General features: G+C 67.8%; 15 protein-coding genes. 8 read left to right on the top strand and 7 right to left on the bottom strand.

All coding sequences use genetic code 11. The features are described from left to right. Position 1: 1 nt before the first annotated feature. The gene (gene ahcY / locus IWX65_RS03755; protein ID WP_196881114.1) at positions 2-1501 is read left to right on the top strand and encodes an adenosylhomocysteinase; all 1500 of its coding nucleotides are present in this window, start codon (positions 2-4) and stop codon (positions 1499-1501) included. 70 nt (positions 1502-1571) lie between these two features. On the opposite strand, the gene IWX65_RS03750 is transcribed toward ahcY, so the two are convergent. Next, the gene (locus IWX65_RS03750) at positions 1572-2387 is read right to left on the bottom strand and encodes an RDD family protein (protein ID WP_196881113.1); all 816 of its coding nucleotides are present in this window, start codon (positions 2385-2387) and stop codon (positions 1572-1574) included. Between the two features lie 136 nt (positions 2388-2523). Here IWX65_RS03750 and IWX65_RS03745 point away from each other — a divergent pair, with 136 nt between their 5' ends. Both IWX65_RS03745 and IWX65_RS03740 read left to right on the top strand, forming a co-directional pair. Continuing rightward, complete coding sequence (locus tag IWX65_RS03745) at positions 2524-3516, top strand: stage II sporulation protein M (RefSeq protein ID WP_196881112.1); 993 nt, start codon at positions 2524-2526, stop codon at positions 3514-3516. A gap of 113 nt (positions 3517-3629) precedes the next feature. Continuing rightward, the gene (locus tag IWX65_RS03740) at positions 3630-4715 is read left to right on the top strand and encodes a TIGR01906 family membrane protein (RefSeq protein ID WP_334683627.1); all 1086 of its coding nucleotides are present in this window, start codon (positions 3630-3632) and stop codon (positions 4713-4715) included. Here IWX65_RS03740 and IWX65_RS03735 read toward each other — a convergent pair. Both IWX65_RS03735 and IWX65_RS03730 read right to left on the bottom strand, forming a co-directional pair. Further along, positions 4712-6388, bottom strand: a complete 1677-nt coding sequence (locus IWX65_RS03735; RefSeq protein ID WP_196881111.1) for a dolichyl-phosphate-mannose--protein mannosyltransferase — start codon at positions 6386-6388, stop codon at positions 4712-4714. The genes IWX65_RS03740 and IWX65_RS03735 overlap by 4 nt on opposite strands. A gap of 57 nt (positions 6389-6445) precedes the next feature. Then, complete coding sequence (locus tag IWX65_RS03730) at positions 6446-7372, bottom strand: cation diffusion facilitator family transporter (protein WP_196881110.1); 927 nt, start codon at positions 7370-7372, stop codon at positions 6446-6448. A gap of 201 nt (positions 7373-7573) precedes the next feature. On the opposite strand from IWX65_RS03730, the gene rsmI reads away from it, so the two are divergent. Then, a complete protein-coding gene (gene rsmI / locus IWX65_RS03725) occupies positions 7574-8395 on the top strand; it encodes a 16S rRNA (cytidine(1402)-2'-O)-methyltransferase (protein WP_334683668.1) in 822 nt (273 codons plus the stop codon). A 1-nt stretch (position 8396) separates the two neighbouring features. On the opposite strand, the gene IWX65_RS03720 is transcribed toward rsmI, so the two are convergent. Continuing rightward, positions 8397-8819, bottom strand: coding sequence for a hypothetical protein (locus IWX65_RS03720; protein ID WP_196881108.1), 423 nt, complete (start codon positions 8817-8819; stop codon positions 8397-8399). Positions 8820-9044: 225 nt separating this feature from the next. On the opposite strand from IWX65_RS03720, the gene IWX65_RS03715 reads away from it, so the two are divergent. Beyond that, a complete protein-coding gene (locus tag IWX65_RS03715; RefSeq protein ID WP_196881107.1) occupies positions 9045-10535 on the top strand; it encodes an NAD-dependent succinate-semialdehyde dehydrogenase in 1491 nt (496 codons plus the stop codon). Positions 10536-10611: 76 nt separating this feature from the next. Here IWX65_RS03715 and IWX65_RS03710 read toward each other — a convergent pair whose 3' ends face one another. From IWX65_RS03710 to IWX65_RS03700, 3 genes are read right to left on the bottom strand one after another with little or no spacing between them, the layout of a single operon-like run. Then, positions 10612-12987: a transglutaminase family protein gene (locus tag IWX65_RS03710; RefSeq protein WP_196881106.1), complete on the bottom strand. Its 2376-nt coding sequence runs from the start codon at positions 12985-12987 to the stop codon at positions 10612-10614. Further along, a complete protein-coding gene (locus tag IWX65_RS03705; protein WP_196881105.1) occupies positions 12984-14474 on the bottom strand; it encodes a DUF58 domain-containing protein in 1491 nt (496 codons plus the stop codon). Before IWX65_RS03705 ends, IWX65_RS03710 begins: the two co-directional genes overlap by 4 nt. A 15-nt stretch (positions 14475-14489) precedes the next feature. Beyond that, complete coding sequence (locus IWX65_RS03700) at positions 14490-15548, bottom strand: AAA family ATPase (protein ID WP_196881104.1); 1059 nt, start codon at positions 15546-15548, stop codon at positions 14490-14492. A gap of 149 nt (positions 15549-15697) precedes the next feature. On the opposite strand from IWX65_RS03700, the gene IWX65_RS03695 reads away from it, so the two are divergent. From IWX65_RS03695 to IWX65_RS03685, 3 genes are all read left to right on the top strand, one after another. Beyond that, on the top strand, positions 15698-16648 hold the full coding sequence (locus tag IWX65_RS03695; RefSeq protein ID WP_196881103.1) for a TatD family hydrolase: 951 nt from the start codon (positions 15698-15700) through the stop codon (positions 16646-16648). Between the two features lie 4 nt (positions 16649-16652). Then, the gene (gene rsmA, locus IWX65_RS03690) at positions 16653-17537 is read left to right on the top strand and encodes a 16S rRNA (adenine(1518)-N(6)/adenine(1519)-N(6))-dimethyltransferase RsmA (protein WP_334683626.1); all 885 of its coding nucleotides are present in this window, start codon (positions 16653-16655) and stop codon (positions 17535-17537) included. A 184-nt stretch (positions 17538-17721) separates the two neighbouring features. Then, positions 17722-19212, top strand: a complete 1491-nt coding sequence (locus tag IWX65_RS03685) for a diguanylate cyclase domain-containing protein (protein WP_196881102.1) — start codon at positions 17722-17724, stop codon at positions 19210-19212. Positions 19213-19288 lie beyond the last annotated feature (76 nt).

Below are 19288 nucleotides of genomic sequence, written 5' to 3'. Positions count from 1 at the left end.
CATGACATTCGACTTCAAGGTTGCAGACCTCTCACTGGCCGTAGCCGGCCGCCACCAGATCCGCCTCGCGGAGCACGAAATGCCGGGCCTCATGGCGCTGCGGCGCGAGTTCGGTGACGCCCAGCCCCTCGCCGGCGCCCGGATCGCCGGATCCCTTCACATGACGGTGCAGACAGCAGTGCTGATCGAGACGCTGACCGCGTTGGGCGCCGAGGTCCGGTGGGCGTCCTGCAACATCTTCTCCACCCAGGACGAGGCCGCCGCCGCCGTCGTGGTCGGTTCCGGCACCATCGAGGAGCCTGCAGGCGTTCCGGTGTTCGCGTGGAAGAACGAGACCCTCGAGGAGTACTGGTGGACCGCCACCCAGATCCTCACCTGGCCGGGCCAGGCTGACGGCCGGGGACCGAACATGATCCTCGACGACGGCGGCGACGCCACGATGCTCGTGCACAAAGGTGCGGAGTTCGAGGCGGTGGGTGCTGTGCCGGCGAATCCGCAGGAGGGCGACGCCGACTACTCCCACGAGTACACGGTGTTCCTCGATACCCTGCGCGGCACCCTCGGGTCCGAACCGCAGAAGTGGACCGCCATCGGCGCCGGCATCCGGGGGGTCACCGAGGAGACCACCACGGGGGTCCTGCGTCTCTACCAGCTCGCAGCGAAGGGCAAGCTGCTCTTCCCCGCCATCAATGTGAACGACTCCGTGACGAAGTCCAAGTTCGACAACAAGTACGGCATCCGGCACTCGCTGCCCGACGGCCTGAACCGCGCCACCGACGTCCTGATCGGTGGCAAGGTCGCCGTCGTCTGCGGGTACGGCGACGTCGGAAAAGGCGCCGCCGAGGCGCTGCGCGGGCAGGGTGCACGCGTGATCGTGACCGAGATCGATCCGATCTGCGCGCTTCAGGCGGCCATGGACGGCTACCAGGTGGCCAGACTCGAATCGGTTCTGGGAGAGGGCGACATCTTCATCACCACCACCGGCAACAAGGACGTGGTCATGGCGCACCACATGGCGAAGATGAAGCACCAGGCCATCGTCGGGAACATCGGCCACTTCGACAATGAAATCGACATCGCAGGGCTGGCGCGCATCCCAGGCATCGGGAAGATCGAGATCAAGCCGCAGGTCCACGAGTGGGTTTTCCCGGAGAGCGAGGCCGACGGAACCGCGCAGCACTCGATCATTATGCTGTCCGAGGGACGCCTGCTGAACCTTGGCAACGCTACCGGGCACCCTTCCTTCGTCATGAGCAACTCCTTCGCGAACCAGACCATCGCGCAGATCGAGCTCTTCACGAAATGGCAGCAGGCGGACGCCGAGGGCAACCCCGAGTACGCGAATCAGGTGTACGTCCTGCCCAAGATTCTCGACGAGAAGGTGGCACGCCTCCACCTCGACGCTCTCGGAGTGGAGCTCACCGAACTGTCGAAGGGCCAGGCCGAGTACCTGGACATCGACATCGCCGGTCCGTACAAGTCCAACCAGTACCGGTACTGACAGATCCAGCTGGAATGCCCGGAACGTTCCGTCCGGCGGAAGAGGCACGCAACCGGAGTTGCGTGCCTCTTCAGTTCCTGCCGTCCTGCCCGAACGGCAGTCGATGGAGCCGCTCGGCGGTGGCGACGACGCGGGACCGTTGGAGGGACATCGCCCGGAACTCACGGGTGCGCCGTGCGGCGATGACGGCGTGCAGGAACTCCTCGGGATGCGTGCCCCGCGGTGGTGGGGGAGAGACGAGGAGGCTCGCTTCCGATGCGAGTTCCGCCGCGAGCACGGAGCGGGCGGAAGGCGTGAGGCGGGGCGCCTGTGCGAGGAACTGGGAGACCCGCCGCGCCAGTGGATCGGGCAGGCGCGCGATGTCGGCCGTCGAGGCCCACGGCTGCAGCCGCGGAGGCATTCCCACCGCGGCTCGCGGCTTCACGACTACCCGTTCACGCATCGAGTAGGTTCCCGCGAGGAGGTCGCCGAGCCGCTTGGAACGCTCATTGAACAGGGACACCACGAAGGCGAGCGACCCGAGCAGGAGATAGATCTCGAGGACACCCACCATCCCGCGCAGGAAGGCGTGCCGGAAGCGGATGGCACCGCCGTCGTCGCGCACGATCCGGAGTCCCATGACCAGGCGTCCGAGGGACTTGCCGCGCGTGACGGTCTCGATGGTCACCGGGACGACAACGAAGACCAGGACAACCAGGATGAGGACCAGCGCGCCGGTGAGCGCCGGGTCGAACGCGCCGTCAAGAGTATCTGCGAGCAGGAGGACCAGCCCGAACACGACGAGAAGCTGCGCTCCGACGTCGATGAGGGTCCCGAGGCCGCGGGCCGCGAACCCTGCGGGCCGCAGTTCGAGGACGACTGCCTCGCCCGTTACCACCGAACTCACCGGAAGCCCCCTTTACCTGGTGCCGGCCTGCTGTTCCGTGCCCAGCCTATAGCGGACGGGACGCTTCCGCCGCGGGCCCGGTGGAGCGGGAGGAGAGGCGTGCCGGAGGTGGAGCGGGGAACTATAGGGTGTTGGCATGGACGTCGACGCCTTTGTTGAAGTGCACCGCCCTGACTGGCAGCGGCTGGATGCGCTGGTGGGCAGGCGCAGGTTGTCCGGTCCCGAGTCCGATGAACTGCTGATGCTGTACCAGCGCGTGTCCACGCACCTGTCGATGATCCGCTCCGTGGACCCGGAAAGCGCGCTCTCCGGTGCGCTGTCGATGCGGCTGTCGAGGGCGCGGACGCGTTTCACGGGTGCCCGCTCCAACTTTCTCGAGGATCTGGCCCGGTTCTTCCTTTTCTCCCTGCCCGCTGCTTTCTACCGCATCCGCTGGTTGACGGTGGTGGTCGGTGTGTTGTTCGTCGGCGTCGCCTGGCTGCACGGCGCATGGGTCGCGAATTCGCCGGGTGTCATCGCCGCCATGGGAACGGACCAGGAGCTCCGGCAGTATGTGGAGGAGGACTTCGTCGACTACTACTCCGAGAATCCGGCGGCCTCCTTCGCGGGAGCCGTCTGGACCAATAACGCATGGATCGCACTCCAGGCGGTGGCATTCGGGGTGACCGGCATCTGGGCCCCCTTCATCCTCTATCAGAACGCGCAGGGGGTGGGCATGGCGGGCGGCATGATGGCGGCCTACGACAGGCTCGACGTTTTCTTCCTCTACATCCTGCCGCACGGGTTCATGGAACTGACCGCCATCTTCATTGCAGCCGCTGCCGGACTGCGCATTTTCTGGGCCTGGGTTGCACCGGGACGGCGAACCCGTGCGGCGTCACTCTCCGAGGAGGGCAGGTCGCTCATCACCGTGGCCCTCGGACTGGTGCTCGTGCTCGTCGTCTCCGGCCTCGTCGAAGGCTTCATCACGCCCAGCACGCTTCCTGCATGGCTGCGGATCGCCGTCGGGTTCCTCGTCCTCGCGGCGTACTGGACCTACACCCTCCTCCTCGGCAGCCGTGCGGTGAAGGCGGGTGCAACGGGCGACCTCGACGCCGTCGACCGGGGTGAGACCGTCCGCACGGCCTGAACGGGTCCGGTCCGTCGTTCGGGGAGCCTCCCGCGCTGCCGCATGTCCGGCCGGTACCCTCGAAAGGACATGCCGTCCCGAGCGGCGCAGTGCATAGCTAGGAGACCTACGCAGTGGCCGACACCGACAACGCCCGCGGGCAGCAGGACACCGCCGAGGATGCCCGGCCCGCGCCACGGCTGAACGACACCGGCGAGCACGACGATGCCTCTCCACGCACTGCCGCGCTGCCGGCGGAACCGTCGCAGACGGACGCGCCGCCCACCGGGGCGCCCGCAGCCGCAGGTGTCACTCCCGCTCCCGTGCCGGCCGTTCCCCTGTCCGCCGGAGCCGTGTCCAGCCGTGTCCCGGCCGACGACGCCCGGAGGTACGCTGAACCTCCCTCGGACACCGGAGCCCTCACCCTGCGGCCGTCCGACGACGAGGTGGCGCGTCGCGCAGCGCAGCGTGAGCAGGCCGTTGCCCCGAAGCCGGGCCTGCCCCGTTTCCTCCAGGTGCTGATCGCCGTCCTCTTTCCCGTCATCGTGCTCGCAGGAGCGGTACGTGCGGTGACGACGTCGGCGTTCCTCTGGATCGAGTACCACCGCCCAGGTTTCCCCGCCGACTCCTACGGCTTCTCCCCCGAGGATCGCATGACGTACGGCTCCTACGCGCTCGACTACGTCGTCAACCTGGCACCGGCGCGCTACCTGGCAGGCCTGGTCACCCCGGGGGGCGGGCAGTTGTTCCTCGACTCCGAAGTGGGTCACATGGAGGATGTGAAGGCCGTGCTGCAGCTTTCCTTCGGAGCGGCCTTCCTGCTGTTCGTGGTCGCCGTTGCCTCCTGCATCTACCTGGCACGCAAATACAAGGGCGGCGTCCGCCGGGCGCTTTTCTCCGGTGCGGTGATCACCCTCGTACTGATCATGGCCCTCGCGGTTGCCGCAATCCTCGCCTGGCAGACCTTCTTCACCCAGATCCACGCGCTGTTCTTCGCCGACGGGTCATGGACGTTCCGCGTTGACGACACCCTGATCCGGCTCTTCCCGGAACAGTTCTGGACGGACGCCGCAGCGTCGGTCGGAGCCATCGTGCTCCTCGCAACACTGCTGACCCTGATCCTCACCTGGCCCACCAAAGCGAGGCGCGAACGGTCGAGGACAGCGCAGGAGGCGCACCAGGCCCGCTACGCGGCTGGTCTTGAGCCGCGGATCCGCTAGATCCAGCTCGGCATCCACATCCTCATCCGCCACTGGTCGTCGGGAATCACCTCGGCGGTCCACAGTGGCAGGAAGAAGGCGGACAGCGCCACGGCGGCCACCAGGAAGATGCCCACGACGGCGATCCCCACGCGACGGCGGGCAGGGTCCTGGAGCCTTGGTTGAGCCTCTCCCTGTCGCTGTCCCTCCGGGGCGCCGAGGACCAGCCCCAGGCAGTGCACCAGAGCCAGGATCAGGAATGGTTCGAAGGACACGGCGTAGAAAAAGAACGTGGTGCGCTCCGGGTACAGGAGCCAGGGCAGGTAACCGGCCGCAATGCCGGCCAGCACCGCTCCCGCCCGCCAGTCACGGCGCCCGGCCCAGACGAACAGGAGCACCACCAGCGCGGCGGCGGCACCCCACCAGATCAGCGGGTTCCCCAGGGCCGTCACCGCCTGGGAGCAGGATTCAACCACGCAGCCCTGCTCGGCGCCCAGGGTTTCCCGGTAGAACGAGGTGGGCCTGCCCATCAGGAGCCAGGTCCAGGCGCTCGATTCGTACGGGTGGTCCGAGCCGAGGCCCTCATGGAAGCTGAAGGCGCTGCGGTGGTACTCGGCGAGCGAGCGGAGCGAGGGCGGCACCCAGCCCCAGAGTGAGGAGGGATTGGTGAGTGCCCATTGCCGCCCGTACGCATCGGTGGACAGCAGCCAACCGGTCCAGGAGGCGACGTAGGTCAGCGCCGCAACAGGCACCAGCGCCGCAAAGGCCTGGAGCCCGTCCCGCAGGACGCCGCCCACGATCCAGCGGTGCACTCCGGCGATGCGCCGTGCACTCAGGTCCCACGCCACGGTCATCAGCCCGAAAACGGCGAGAAACGGTAGTGCCGACCATTTGGTGCCGAGCGCCAGACCGAGGCACACGCCGGCGGCGATCCGCCACGGACGCACGCCGAGCCACGGCCCGTAGCGCAGCTGTGCCCCTGTCGGCACGCAGTCGGGGGCTGCCCGGGCAAGGGCCGACAGCGACCGCGCCAGCCGGCGTCGTCCCTGGTCCCGATCCTTCAGCAGGGCGGCGAAGGCGGCGAGGATCCAGAAACTCAGGAAAATATCGAGCAGTGAGGTGCGTGAGTGCACCAGATGGTGGCCGTCGACGGCGAGCAGCAGCCCCGCCGCCGCCCCCAGGAGAGACGAGCTGAACAGGCGCTGGGCCACGAAGGCGATGAGCAGCACCGACAGCGTTCCCACCAGCGCGGCCGAGAAGCGCCAGCCGAACGGATCGTCGGCCCCGAAGAGGAGCATGCCGGCACCGATCATCCACTTGCCCACCGGCGGGTGCACCACGTAGTCGGCAGTGGGGAGGAGAACGTCCGGGTTCCCTGCGTTGAAGGAGTCATTGGCGTCCTCGGGCCACTCGCGCTCATAGCCCGAGAGCAGCATCGAGTAGCCGTCCTTGACGTAGTACGTTTCGTCGAACACGAGGGAGCCCGGTTCGCCCAGCCGGATGAACCGCAGCAGGCCCGCGAGGACGGCCATCGCCAGCGGCAGAAGCCAGGTGAACGGTCCGCCCGGAGCCGCCGCGCCCACCAGCCGGCGGACCAGCGCGGCCTCGGTGAAGGCCTCCCGGGGAGCAGCGAGCCAGGCTCCCGAGGCGCTCTTCCCGGGCTCTCGAACGGCGGTGTGGCTCACAGGTGCCATGCTACCGGCGGAGAAGGCGGGCCCAACACACGCGCCCAGCACGCGGGCGCACTGCACCTAGTGCGCGAGCCCGTCCTCGTGCAGGCGGTGGCTGACCGGCTCCAACTGGAAGGTGCAGTGTTCGATGCTCACAGGAAAGTGCTCGGCAACACAGGTCTGGAGCTGATCGAGTACGCGGTGGGCGTCACCGCTGGTGAAGCAGTCGTCGTCGACCACCACGTGCGCGGTGAGCACCGGCAAACCGGTGGCTATCTGGGTGATGTGCAGGTCATGGACATTGCGCACCGACGGCAGCGCACAGATGTGCTCCCGCACGGCATCCGGATCGATGCCGGCCGGCGTGGATTCCAGCAGCACATTCACCGTCGCATGCAGCAGTTTCATTGTCCGGGGCAGGATCAGCACGCCGATCAGCATGGCGACGACGGCGTCGGCTCGCATCCAGCCGGTCAGCAGAATGACGATGGCGGCCAGAATGACGGCCACCGAGCCCAGCGCGTCGGCCAGGACCTCGAGGAAGGCCGCCCTCAGGTTGAAGTTCGCGGCGCGGTGCCGGGAGAGGATGAGCAGGGCGATGAGGTTCCCCAGCAGGCCGATGATCCCGAAGACCAGCAGTTCCCGCGAGGCGACGTCGGTGGGCGTGATGAGGCGCTGGATTCCCTCGACGAGGACATAGAGCCCGACGGCGAGGAGCACGCCGGCCTGCGCCATCGCGGCAACCACTTCAGCCCTCCGGAAGCCCCACGTCCGGCGCGCCGTGGCCGGGCGGGCGGCAAGGGCCGCGGCACCCAGCGCCATGGCCAGGCCTGCAGCATCGGTGAAGACATGGGCGGAATCGAAGAGGAGAGCAAGGCTTCCGGTCCAGAGCGCCCCCACGAGCTGGAGCACGAAGACAACGAGGGTGACGGCGAGGGCTGCGGCCAGCGGGCCGCGGTGGAACCCACCGGGCGCCGCACCCGCCGCATGGTGGTGATGGTTCCCCATCCCCTCAGGCTACAGCGCTGCTGGAACCCTTCGAGGCCAGGCGGCGGAAACGCGCCTACCCCGTCTCGCGGGTCGATACAGCGCTAGGCTTGATCGGTGAGCGAGCCAGGAGAAGACAGCAGCGGAAAGACCACCGACGCCGGCAAGACGCAGTTCGCGGCCTACCGGGGGACCGCCGGCGACGGCGCGTCCCAGGGTCGGGTGGTTCTCGCCGGAACTCCGATCGGTAACATGGGCGATGCCACCGAGCGCCTGCTGGGCCTGCTGGAGAGTGCGGATGTCGTGGCCGCCGAGGATACGCGCCGGCTCCACCGCCTCGTGCAGTCCCTCGGGGTGACGGTGGGTGGACGCATCATCAGTTACCACGAGCACAACGAGGACAGCCGGACCGGGGAACTGCTCGACCTCGTCCGTGCCGGAGCCACACTGCTGATGGTTACCGACGCCGGGATGCCCTCGGTGTCGGACCCCGGCTACCGGCTGGTCGAAGCCGCGGTGGGGGAGGGGATCCAGGTCACCGCCGCGCCCGGGCCTTCGGCGGTGCTCACCGCGCTCGCGCTGTCGGGCCTGCCGACGGACCGGTTCTGCTTCGAGGGATTCCTGCCCCGGAAACCCGGGCTGCGCGCCGGGCGTCTTGCCGAACTTGCTGCCGAACGACGCACCATGGTGTTCTTCGAGGCACCGCACCGGCTCGAACCGATGCTGCGCTCCCTGCAGCAGGCCTTCGGCTCGGACCGCTCCGCTGCGGTGGCCCGCGAGCTGACCAAGGTGCATGAGCAGGTGCTGCGCGGCACACTCCTCGAGTTGCTCCAGTGGGCACAGGACAGCGAGGTGCGCGGGGAGATCGCGGTGGTGGTGGGCGGCGCTCCCGAGGCTCCGCCGTCACGTCCCGAGGACTCCGTTGCGGCGGTGCAGAAACTCGTGGCCGACGGCGCCCGGCTCAAGGAGGCGGTCGCGACGATCGCGGAGGACGCCCGGGTCAGCAAGCGTGAACTGTATGCAGCAGTGATTGCCGCGCGCTAGATCAGGACCGTGCTTCCAGCGGCAGCGAGGAGTCGGACGCATAGGCCCTCAGGATGGCCTGCTGGGTATTCTCATACACGGTGCGGCCGTTCGGAAGCAGGGTGTAGGCGAGGAACTCCTGCTCGAATGTCACGATGTCGGCGTTGACGGCCTCGAGTTTCGCCTTCACCAGCAGGGCCAGGGTGTGCCAGCGCCGACGGGCCGCCTTTTCGCGGCCCGAGTCGTCGGTTTCGTCAGGGAACCCGGCCGGGCCTGTGAGCAGGAGGCGGAACTGGCGGTCACCCGAGGAGAAGACGATTGCCGTCCGGCGCTGCTCGGAAATGCACCGCACATCGCTCGCGCCATGGCGGCTCAGCAGGCCCACGATCTCGGCCCGGGAGTCCGCGCTGCTGGCCGAGGCGCCTCGAACATAGTTAGTCGTCATAATCTAGGGTACGTCGAAGCCCGGCGCCGCCACCCGGCGCCACCCCCGCGTTGCGCCGGTTGCCAACCTCCGCGCCGCGCCGGTTGTGCAAGTGACCAGCGCTTCCCCGGTTCGGCCGTGCAGCGAAGTCTGGACACCGATTCCACCCCGCGGCTAGCGTGAAGCGTGAACTTTGCTGCGTACGGGAAGCCCCTGCGCTGCCATCTCTGACCGAGGAGTGCCCCCATGTCCGTCACCGCTGTGACCGCCACCCGCGAGAACGAACTGCTGGAGCAGGTGCCGCAAGGCCTGCTGATCGGCGGCGAATGGCGGGGCTCCTCCTCGGGTGCAGTGTTCGACGTCGAGGATCCGGCAACAGGCAAGACGTTGAGGTCGCTTGCCGACGCGACGCCGGAAGACGGTGTTGCAGCACTCGACGCCGCCGTTGCCGCCCAGGACGACTGGGCTCGGACAGCGCCCCGTGAGCGTGGTGAGATTCTTCGGCGGGCCTTCGAGCTCGTGACACGGCGCGCCGAGGACTTCGCGCTGCTCATGACCCTCGAAATGGGCAAACCGCTTGCCGAGGCCCGCGGCGAAGTGACCTACGGCGCCGAGTTCCTCCGGTGGTTCTCGGAGGAAGCGGTGCGGACGTCGGGGCGCTATTCGGTGGCACCGGACGGCAAGTCACGGCTCCTCGTCAACAAGAAGCCGGTAGGGCCCTGCCTGCTCATCACACCGTGGAACTTCCCTCTCGCGATGGCTACGCGCAAGATCGCCCCGGCAGTCGCCGCCGGATGCACCATGGTGCTCAAGCCGGCGAACCTCACGCCACTGACGTCGTCGTTGTTCGCCGCGGTGATGGAGGAGGCCGGGCTGCCTGCAGGGGTGCTGAACGTCATTCACACCACCGACGCCGGCGGTGTCACCGGCCCGCTGATCAGGGACTCCCGGCTCCGGAAGCTCTCCTTCACCGGGTCCACTCCGGTGGGGCGGAGCCTGCTCGCGGCGGCCTCGGACAAGGTCCTGCGTACCTCGATGGAGCTCGGCGGCAATGCGCCGTTCCTCGTCTTCGAGGATGCGGACCTGGAGTCGGCGGTGAACGGGGCGATGCTCGCGAAGCTGCGCAACATGGGCGAGGCATGCACCGCCGCAAACCGGTTCATCGTGCACGAGTCGGTCGCCGACGAATTCGCCGCCGAGCTGGCCTCCCGGATGGCGGCGATGACACCGGCGCGCGGCACGGAGGAGCACTCCAAGCTGGGACCGCTGATCGACGCGAAAAGCCGGAACAAGGTGCATGACCTCGTGTCCGCGGCGCAGGACGACGGCGCGGAAATAGTGACCGGAGGTGCCCCCGTGGACGGTGCAGGATACTTCTACCAGCCCACGGTGCTGAAGAACGTACCCCGGTCCTCCCGCATCCTCAAGGAGGAGATCTTCGGACCCGTTGCACCGATCATCACCTTCGCGACCGAAGATGAGGCAGTCAGACTTGCCAATGACACGGAGTACGGCCTCGTGGCCTACGTCTTCACCCGCGACCTCAACCGGGGTCTCCGCATGGGCGAGCGGCTCGACACCGGAATGATGGGCCTCAACGCCGGCGTGATCTCCAACGCGGCAGCACCCTTCGGCGGTGTGAAGCAGTCCGGTCTGGGCCGCGAGGGCGGAACAGAGGGAATCGAGGAGTACCTCTACACGCAGTACATCGGCATTGCGGATCCCCTGGGCTCGTAGGGCCGGCAGACGGTGATAAAACCCAGATCCCGAAATCCAGATCCCCGGATCGGGGGTCAGGGGCTTACACGGTTCCTCAGTATTTCCGGGGAAGCCGGCTCATCACGGAGCGCGGCAGAAGCAGCGCCTTCAACCGGATGCCCCAGCCGCTGCGCTGCCGAAGGGCGACAATGACCGTCTCGACATCGTCCCAGAGGCTCTGCATGCCGGACCGCCGGACCGTCGTCGTCCCGTCCAGCTCCTGATCCGCTCGCTGCAGAACGGGCAAGGCGTATTCCTCGCGCTCATAGGCCTGCTGCAGTCTCGTCAGCGAAGTGGACGGCGCACCCTGCAAACCGGCCTTACCGCGGAGCCGCTCCGCGAACACGCGCGGGGTGTCGGTGGGAAGCAGCGGGTGTCCGTAGTCACCGGCCAGCTCGGTGGCCTGGGCCCAGGCGGTCGTGGCCGCTCGCGGCGCCGGTCCGCTGACGAGCTGACGCCGCCGCAGGCCGGTGCGGGTGGTGCGCAGGAGAAGCGGCAGAAGGAGAAGGATCAGTCCGCCTCCGACGACGACACCGACGACACGGGCCGAGCCGTCGTCGCCGGGAGTGGCGCCCGTTCCGCCCGCCGGTTGATCCGCCCCGTCGCCCGACGGAACCAGCGCATCGGGTATCGTTCCCGGGTTGAGGCTGTCGATGTCGTCGGCCCTCGGCCCGACGGGAGAGAAGGCCGCCTGGGCGTAACCCGGCACCACGCCGCGTGAGGGAGTGGGCTCGAACTGTACCCAGCCCACTCCGGTGAAATACAGCTCGGGCCACGCATGGGCGTTGCGGGAATCGACGACGAACTCCCGCAGCTCAGTATCCCCCGGACCTTCCTCCAGCTCGCCGGTGGGGGTGCCCGGCGTGTAACCGACGGCCACTCGGCTGGGGATGCCGGCCGCCCTTGCCATGACCGCCATGGTGCCCGCGTAGTGGACGCAGTAACCCGCCTTGGCCTCGAGGAAGCGGGCCATGACGTCCATGCCGCTGCCGTCGTAACCGCCGTCCACGGGCGCCTCGACCGAGTAGGTGAACTCGGCACCGCGCAGATAGCTTTGGATGGCCAGGGCCTTGTCGTAGGGGTTGGCGAAGCCACCCGCCACCGCTTCGGTGGTTTCCCTCACAATGTCGGGGGTGTCCTCGGGGAGGTCGGTGAAGACATCGGCGACAGCACCCGGTTCGGAGGGGCCGATCGTTCTCAGGCCCTCGCGCGTCAGCTGCGGAATGGCGCTCTGTACCTCGTATATCTGACGGGCTGTGGAACCACCGTCGATCGCGAGCACGCTGAGGTTCTCGGAATCCCACGACCACCGGCCCGTCAGCCCGGTGATGCCCACGGGTGCGTACGGCGACAGCAGCCAGGGACTTGAATAGCTTTGCGTGGTGATCCGGGTGAAGGCGCTGACGCCGTTGGACAGCGAGTTCCGCTCGAGGTCGGTTCCCATCTCTGCGAGTCCGCGCTCGCGGTTCCCGAGGCGCTGGTCCGGTTCCCACCGCCGTCCCGTGAAATTTTCGAGGGTCACTGCGCGCAGGTACAGGGGCGCCGAGGAATCGGTGGCGTAGGTGATCCGGCCGAACCCGGTGGGGTTCCGAAGGTCATTGCCGAGCGTCACCGCGGGATTGAGGCCTGTGGCGCTGCCCCAGACGTTCAGCCGCGCGCCCTGTGGGAAAGCTCCCGAGTTGAAGCCCGGGATGGCCAGGGGCAGCAGGACGGCCACGGCCAGTGCCGCGCTGCCGATCGCGAGTCCGCGACCGAGGAACCCGGCCGGAGCTCCCGAGGAGACGGTGCGGGTCTCCCGCAGTTGCGCACAGCCGAGGACCAGGAGGTAAGCGGCCGCGCCGAGGACGAACGCCCCGATTCCTACGCCGGTGGGTTTGACGACGGCGGGAACCACCATCAGCGTCAGGAGCGCAAGCCCGCTCGTGGCCGGCATCCGGAGGGTCGTGGCCAGGACATCCACGAGGATGGCGACAAACCCGATCGCCGCGCATGCCACCAGGAGGATGCCGTCGCCGGGCAGCACCGGGGCAACCTGGGACACCACGGTTTCTTCTGCTGCATCAAGGAGCGACCCGAGCTGCGCCAGCGTTCCCGGCCCCGGAACTACGCCGAGAATGCTCTGGGCCGGGAAGAACTGCGCGGTCAGCGCGCCGGCCCACGTAACCAGTCCTGCAAGCGCGGCTGCGCTGCCGGGGAGGCGGAGGGCCCTCATGGCTGCCATGACGAGCAGGATGGGAGCAACCGTCCGTACCACCGGCAGGAACCAGGTCCACGGTTCCAGCACGCCGTTGAGGCTCGTGGCGGAGGCGAGGACGGCGAGCAGTGTCGCACCGGTGACCCACCAGTGCCCGGGATCAGCGGCCCGGCGTTGCTCCGGCGCTGTCGGGCGCCCCTTCAATTCCTGCGGCGGGCGGTCGAGTAATGATGTCATGAGGATCTCCTGCGGGGTTCCGCTGCTGTGCCTGGGAAAGCCGATGTGCTCGTTCGAACACCCGTCGCGGTGGCGGGGGTCTGACCCAGTCCGGCCCAGACCTCCCGGAGGTCCGCATCCGGCGACGCCGCCGACGCCTGCCAGCCGGCCGAGCGGAGGATTTCAAGCTGGCTCTCGGCATCGCGGGGGCGATCGGTGACGAGGATGGCGAAGGCTGCCGAACCATACTCCGACGCTGCCCCGAGCGCGGTCGCCTCGGTCGCCGTCATCAGTCCGAGGAGGGCGACCACCGGGCCGCGGTGTCGGTTCGCCGCTAGTTTGTCCAGCAGTTCATCACCGAACGCGGCCCCTGCGGCCACCCGTTCAGCATTCGAGCGGTTGGCCCTCAGCCGGCGGACGGCCGATCGTGCGGCTTCGCCTCCGTGCACCGCCGAGCTGCCGGCGTGCCCCGTCTCCGCCGCCGGCTCGAGTGCGGCGAGGCCCTCCGCGATGTTCGCCAGTGCACCCTGGCCCTGGTGTTCCTCCTCACCGGGAAACGGAGCCGACGGCGAGCGCAGGAGCGCAGGGGCTCCGTGGTGGTCGAGGAAGCGCAGCGCGTAGTTGCGCTCGAGGAGGTGCGCGCTGATGGACACGGCTGCCGTCACTGCCCATTCGAAGGTCGGGGAGGTACTCAGACCGTTTTCGTCCGGTGCGTGATCATGCCTGATGGCCGCGGAAAAACCGGCGCCGAAGCTGCCGGTTCGCTGGTCGAGCAGGAGGGTCGCCTCGGGTGCGGTCACTGACTCCTCCTGCCGGACCATGAGTTCGCTGTGCCGGGCGGTCGCGGCCCAGTGCACCCGGCGCATCGAGTCGCCGTGGCGGTACTCGCGGGTCATGACGTCGTCATCGCTGGGGTTCGCTTGGCGCCGGGTGGCTGCCATGCCGTCGCTGCCGCGCGAGCCCGAGAGGGCGGACCGCAGCAACTCGACGGGCGCCGGAGTCACCACCAGTGTGTCGGTTCCACCCAGTTGGTGGCGCGACTTGCCCAGTCCGAACGGATCGCTGAACTCGGCGAGAACCGGACCTACCCTGTACATCCCGCGGGCGGAGGACCGAAGCCGGTATTCGTACAGTGACACTCCGTCGGAGGTGGGGTTATGGGAAGGGAAAACGAACTTCGGTGCCTCACCGAAGCGTGCGGGCAATTGCTCCTGCATCAGGACCAAAGCACCGGACGGGACCGAGGAGGCCAGTGCGAGCCCCACGGTCGTGGTGGAACCGGTCTCCATGGACTGGGGGGAGAAGCGGCGTTCCACGGTGAAGCGGGGCTTGCTCCACCGCAGGATGAGCACCGAGAGGAGCGGCAGGCACAGGAGGAGGACCCCCAGGTAGAGCAGATCCCGGCGACCCAGGGTCTGGGCGAACAGCAGAGACGCCGCTGCGGCGATGGTGAAGCCCCAGCCTCGCGGAGTCAGGACCCTGGAGGGCAGTCGGTCAAGGAGCGTCATGGACCTAGCCGGCTGTCAGTTCACCCGGTTTTGCCGGGCACCCGACCGGGAGTTCTCGCGCGACACGGGAACCCGGGCGATGATGCCCTCGATGACCGACGACGCAGTGTCGCCCGCCGTCGTTGCCTTCCGGTCCAGCATCAGGCGGTGGGCGAGGACGGCGTCGGCAACGGCAGCGACGTCGTCGGGCAGGACGAAATCGCGGCCCTCGAGGGCGGCACCGGCCTTCGCGGCCCGGAGCAGCTGAAGGAGCGCGCGGGGGCTCGCGCCGAGGCGGAGGCGGGGGTGCTCCCGGGTAGCCCTGCCGATCGCGACGGTGTACTCCTTGACGGACTGGGACACGAAGACGGCGCGGACCTGTCCCATCATCCCCGCGATGTCGGCGGCCGTGGCCACCGGCCGGATCCGGCTGAGCGGGGAGATGGACTGGTGGCTCTCGAGCATCTCCACTTCCGAACGGGCATCCGGGTAGCCCATTGAGATCCGCGCCATGAAACGGTCACGCTGGGCTTCGGGCAAGGGGTACGTGCCCTCCATCTCGATGGGGTTCTGCGTGGCGACCACCATGAACGGCTCACCAAGCAAGTGGGTCCGGCCGTCGACGGTGACCTGGTGCTCCTCCATGGACTCCAGCAGCGCGGACTGCGTCTTCGCTGACGCGCGGTTGATCTCGTCGCCGATCACGATGTTCGCGAAGACGGGTCCGGGCCGGAACTCGAAGCGGCGAGTGTCCTGGTTGTAGATCGAAACCCCCGTCACGTCGGAGGGCAGCAGATCGGGAGTGAACTGGATGCGGTTCACCGTGCAGTCGATGGTGCGGGCGAGGGTCTTGGCGAGCATTGTCTTTCCGACACCCGGAACGTCCTCGAGGAGCAGGTGCCCCTCGGCGAGGAGGACAGTGAGGGCGAGCCGTGCAGCGTCCGGCTTGCCGTCGATCACGGTGTTGATCGACTCCAGGATCTTCGTGCTGACATCGTAGAAGGAGTGTCCGGGCCCGCTCCCGGGTCCATTTCCCGGCGCGGTATCTCCGGCGTCTGTGAGGTCCGGCGCTTCAACAGTGTTCTGAACGTCCATCGGTACCTTCCACACAGGCGGTTACAAGCCGACGGGTCAGCGGCCCGCGGACCCGCTGACCCCGACGCACAGGATTGATCGTGATCTACAGGTTACTGTCTCAACCTGCCGCGCGGGGGATAAGTTCCGGTACTGGCTAGGCTTGAACCATGTGCAACAGCCAGCCTTTTTCCGCCGGGACCACGCCGGCGTCCTACCAGGTCGTCCAGCCGGGCACCGTAAATAGTGCCGCGGACGGCGGCGGACGCCGTCGCAAGCCCGACTACCCGCCGTTGCCCGAGCCACTTCCGGTGCCGGTGATCGACAACCACACCCACCTCGATTTCCGGGACGGCCTCGTACAGGTCGATGTGCGCAGTGCCATGGATGCCGCGGCGGCAGCGGGCGTGCGGGGTGCCGTCCAGGTGGGCTGTGATCTCGAATCATCGCGCTTCACCGTGCAAGCGGTCGAGGCCGACGAACGGCTCCTGGGCGCCGTGGCCATCCACCCCAATGATGCCCCGATGCTCGCAGAAGACGGTTTGCTCGAAGAAGCGCTCGCCGAGATCGAACTGCTCGCTGCCCACCCACGGATCCGGGCGATCGGGGAGACCGGACTCGACTATTTCCGCACCCCGGAAAGCGGAGTGGAGCGCCAGCAGTATTCGTTCCGCCGGCACATCGACATCGCCGGTCGCCTGGGCCTTGCCCTGCAGATCCATGACCGGGACGCCCATGCCGACGTCGTTGCGACCCTTCTGACGGAGGGCGCCCCCGATCGCGTGGTGTTCCACTGCTTCTCGGGGGATACGGAATTGGCACGGCTCTGCAATGAACATGGCTGGTACATGTCTTTCGCCGGCACCGTCACGTTCCGAAATGCCCAGAATCTGCGGAACGCCCTGCAGGTCGCGGACCCCTCGCTGATCCTCGCCGAGACCGACTCACCGTTCCTCACCCCGCACCCGTACCGGGGGCAGCCGAATGCGTCCTACGTGCTCCCGTACACGGTCCGCTCGATGGCCGAGGTACTGGGCGCTGACCTCGAGGAGCTGTGTGGACGCCTGGCGCTGAACACCGAGGCCGTCTACGGAAGCTGGGCGCACGCACGGCTACCATGAACAGGTGACTGTGCCCCGGAAAACGCCGCCCCCCGTTCCGCTTCTCGGGGCCACGGATATCCGGCGCCTTGCCGCTGAACTGAACATCCGGCCCACCAAGACGCTCGGCCAGAACTTCGTGATCGACGGCAACACCATCCGCAGGATCGTTGCCTCGGCGCAGCTTGGTCCCTCCGAGACGGTGCTCGAGGTCGGTCCGGGGCTGGGCTCCCTGACGCTCGGCCTGCTCGACGTCGCGGAACGCGTGGTCGCCGTCGAGATCGATCCCGTGCTCGCCGCCAGGCTTCCGGCCACCGTGAATCTCCTGCGTCCGGACAAAGCTGAAAGGCTCGACGTCGTTCTCGCGGATGCCCTGCGGGTCACCGAGTTGCCGCACCAGCCCACCGCACTTGTGGCCAACCTGCCCTATAACGTGGCGGTTCCCGTGGTGCTGAATCTCCTCGAGCGGTTTCCCACGCTTCGTTCAGGACTGGTGATGGTTCAGGACGAGGTCGCCGACAGGCTCGCGGCGGGGCCGGGCTCGAAAATCTACGGCGTTCCCTCCGTCAAGGCCGCCTGGTACTCGAGCATGGTGAAGGCCGGCACTGTGGGCATGAACGTGTTCTGGCCCGCGCCCAAGATCGCGTCGGGCCTGGTGCGCTTCACCCGGCGTGACCCGCCCGAGACCACCGCCAGCCGCACCGAAGTCTTCGCCGTCATCGACGCCGCCTTCGCCCAGCGCCGCAAGACCCTGCGGGCCGCACTCGCAGGCTGGGCGGGGAGCCCGATGCTCTCTGAGCAGGCTCTTCGAAGGGCGGGTGTCGATCCAGCCGCCCGCGGCGAGGTGCTTGACATCACGGCCTACGCGCGGATCGCCGAGGCAGGGAAAACTGCCGCAACGGCACGATGAAAGTGGCGGGTGTGCCGCGTTATGCCTTTGTGACGTAGCATGGGGCCACGATGAAAGGCGGCCCCCCGGCGAGGGGCATTTGTCGAGGGTGGGAGTGCGCGCGACTGTCGGATGACATTGTCAGTTAAGGTGGTCAATCCAGAAAAGCTCCTGCCGATCGACCCCGCAGGCGAGGAGTGGACAAGTGGCAGGACGATGGATCTCCGCAGCGACGGCTGTCCTCCCGCAGGGTCGGCAGCTACCTTCGGATCAGTGGCTGAGGCGCCACCGCGCGATCGTCGCCTCGGTGCTCATCGCCTCCGTGCTCCTGGTCGGCTTCGGCCTGACGCAGGAACTGCCTTTGTCCCGGGCCCTTATCGACGGCGCCCTTCCCCTGGTCCTTGCAGCATCGGCCTGGTTCCTTCGAAGCGGCCAGCGAATCCGGGCTTCACTCGCCTGCGCTGCCCTGATAGCCGTCGCTGCGATCGCGGTCGAAATATCGGGAACCGTGGAGGCCCACTTCCTGTTCTTCATCGTCATGCCGATCGTGGCGCTGTATGAGGACTGGGCTCCGTTCGCCACCGCCGCCGGACTGGTCTTCTCCAACCACGTAGCGGCGGCACTGATCGGTCCCGGTGGTTCCTCATCCCAGTCCGGGGAACCCATCGTCTCGACCCTGATCCACGGGGGACTGTTTCTCGGGATGTGCGTCACGAGTCTGGTCCACTGGAACATCCACGAGAACGCAAGGAAGTCCGAGCGGAAGCTGCTCAGTCAACTCGAGCGGCAGGTCCTGCACGATCCACTCACCCAGCTGGCCAACCGCTCACTGTTCAACGATCGGCTCAACCACGCCCTGCGGGAGCGGGAACGCAGCGCACGACCGCTCGCGGTTTTCGTGATCGACATCGATGGTTTCAAACCCGTCAATGATGCCCTGGGCCACGCTGCGGGGGACGCGGTGCTGGTGGAGATCGCCGGACGCCTCCGGAGTTGCACCCGCACGGGGGACACCGTGGCAAGGGTGGGCGGGGACGAGTTCGCGCTGGTGCTTCCGGGACTGGACGAAGTGGACGTCGGCGCGCTCGGCCAGAGGATCATCGAATTCGTCGCCGAGCCGATCCTGCTCGACGGGGAGGAGGTCCGGATCAGCGCGAGTGTCGGTATCGCAGTGGCTTCGGCCGACAACCGGGGGCGTAACCTGTCCGAAGATGCCGATCGCGCCATGTATTCCGCCAAGCACCAGGGCAGGGGATGTTTCCGTGTGTTCAGTTCCGCCTCGGATGTCTCCAACCGGGGCCTGCTGACAGTCCAGGGTGCCGACGCGCGGATGTGGGCAGCCTATATCGGTGGACTGCGGCAGGACATCGCCGCCGGAAAGGCGGAGGGGAAGCTGCCCACCCAGACCAGGGCCCCCGAGTCCACGCGGCGCACCCTCGAATCGTTGCTGGGAGCCATCGGCGCCCTGCCCGTCTATGAGAGTGGGCCCGTGGCGTTGCCGCTTCCGGAGCGGATGGCGCTCGAGGAGTTCGTCTTCCACCAGACGATGGTCCATGCCTGGGCCGATTCGCTGGTGGACCAAGGTCTGCTCACCGTGCGGCGAAGTCCTGCCGCCGAGCGTTTCTGGGCGTCCCTCCACAGCTGCGTCACCGGTTCCCCGACGCCGGAGCTGAAGCCTGTCCTCGAGACGTCCTGACCGCAATCTGATCACCGAAGGCCATCCCTCCCCGAGGCACGCGCCACCCCCACCCGGCCGGAACTACCTCAGGAAC

This window comes from Arthrobacter sp. CAN_A214 (assembly GCF_015751955.1).
Taxonomy (GTDB): domain Bacteria; phylum Actinomycetota; class Actinomycetes; order Actinomycetales; family Micrococcaceae; genus Arthrobacter_D.
Note: the sequence above shows the minus strand (reverse complement) of the source record. Positions and strands in the feature narration are given on the sequence as shown.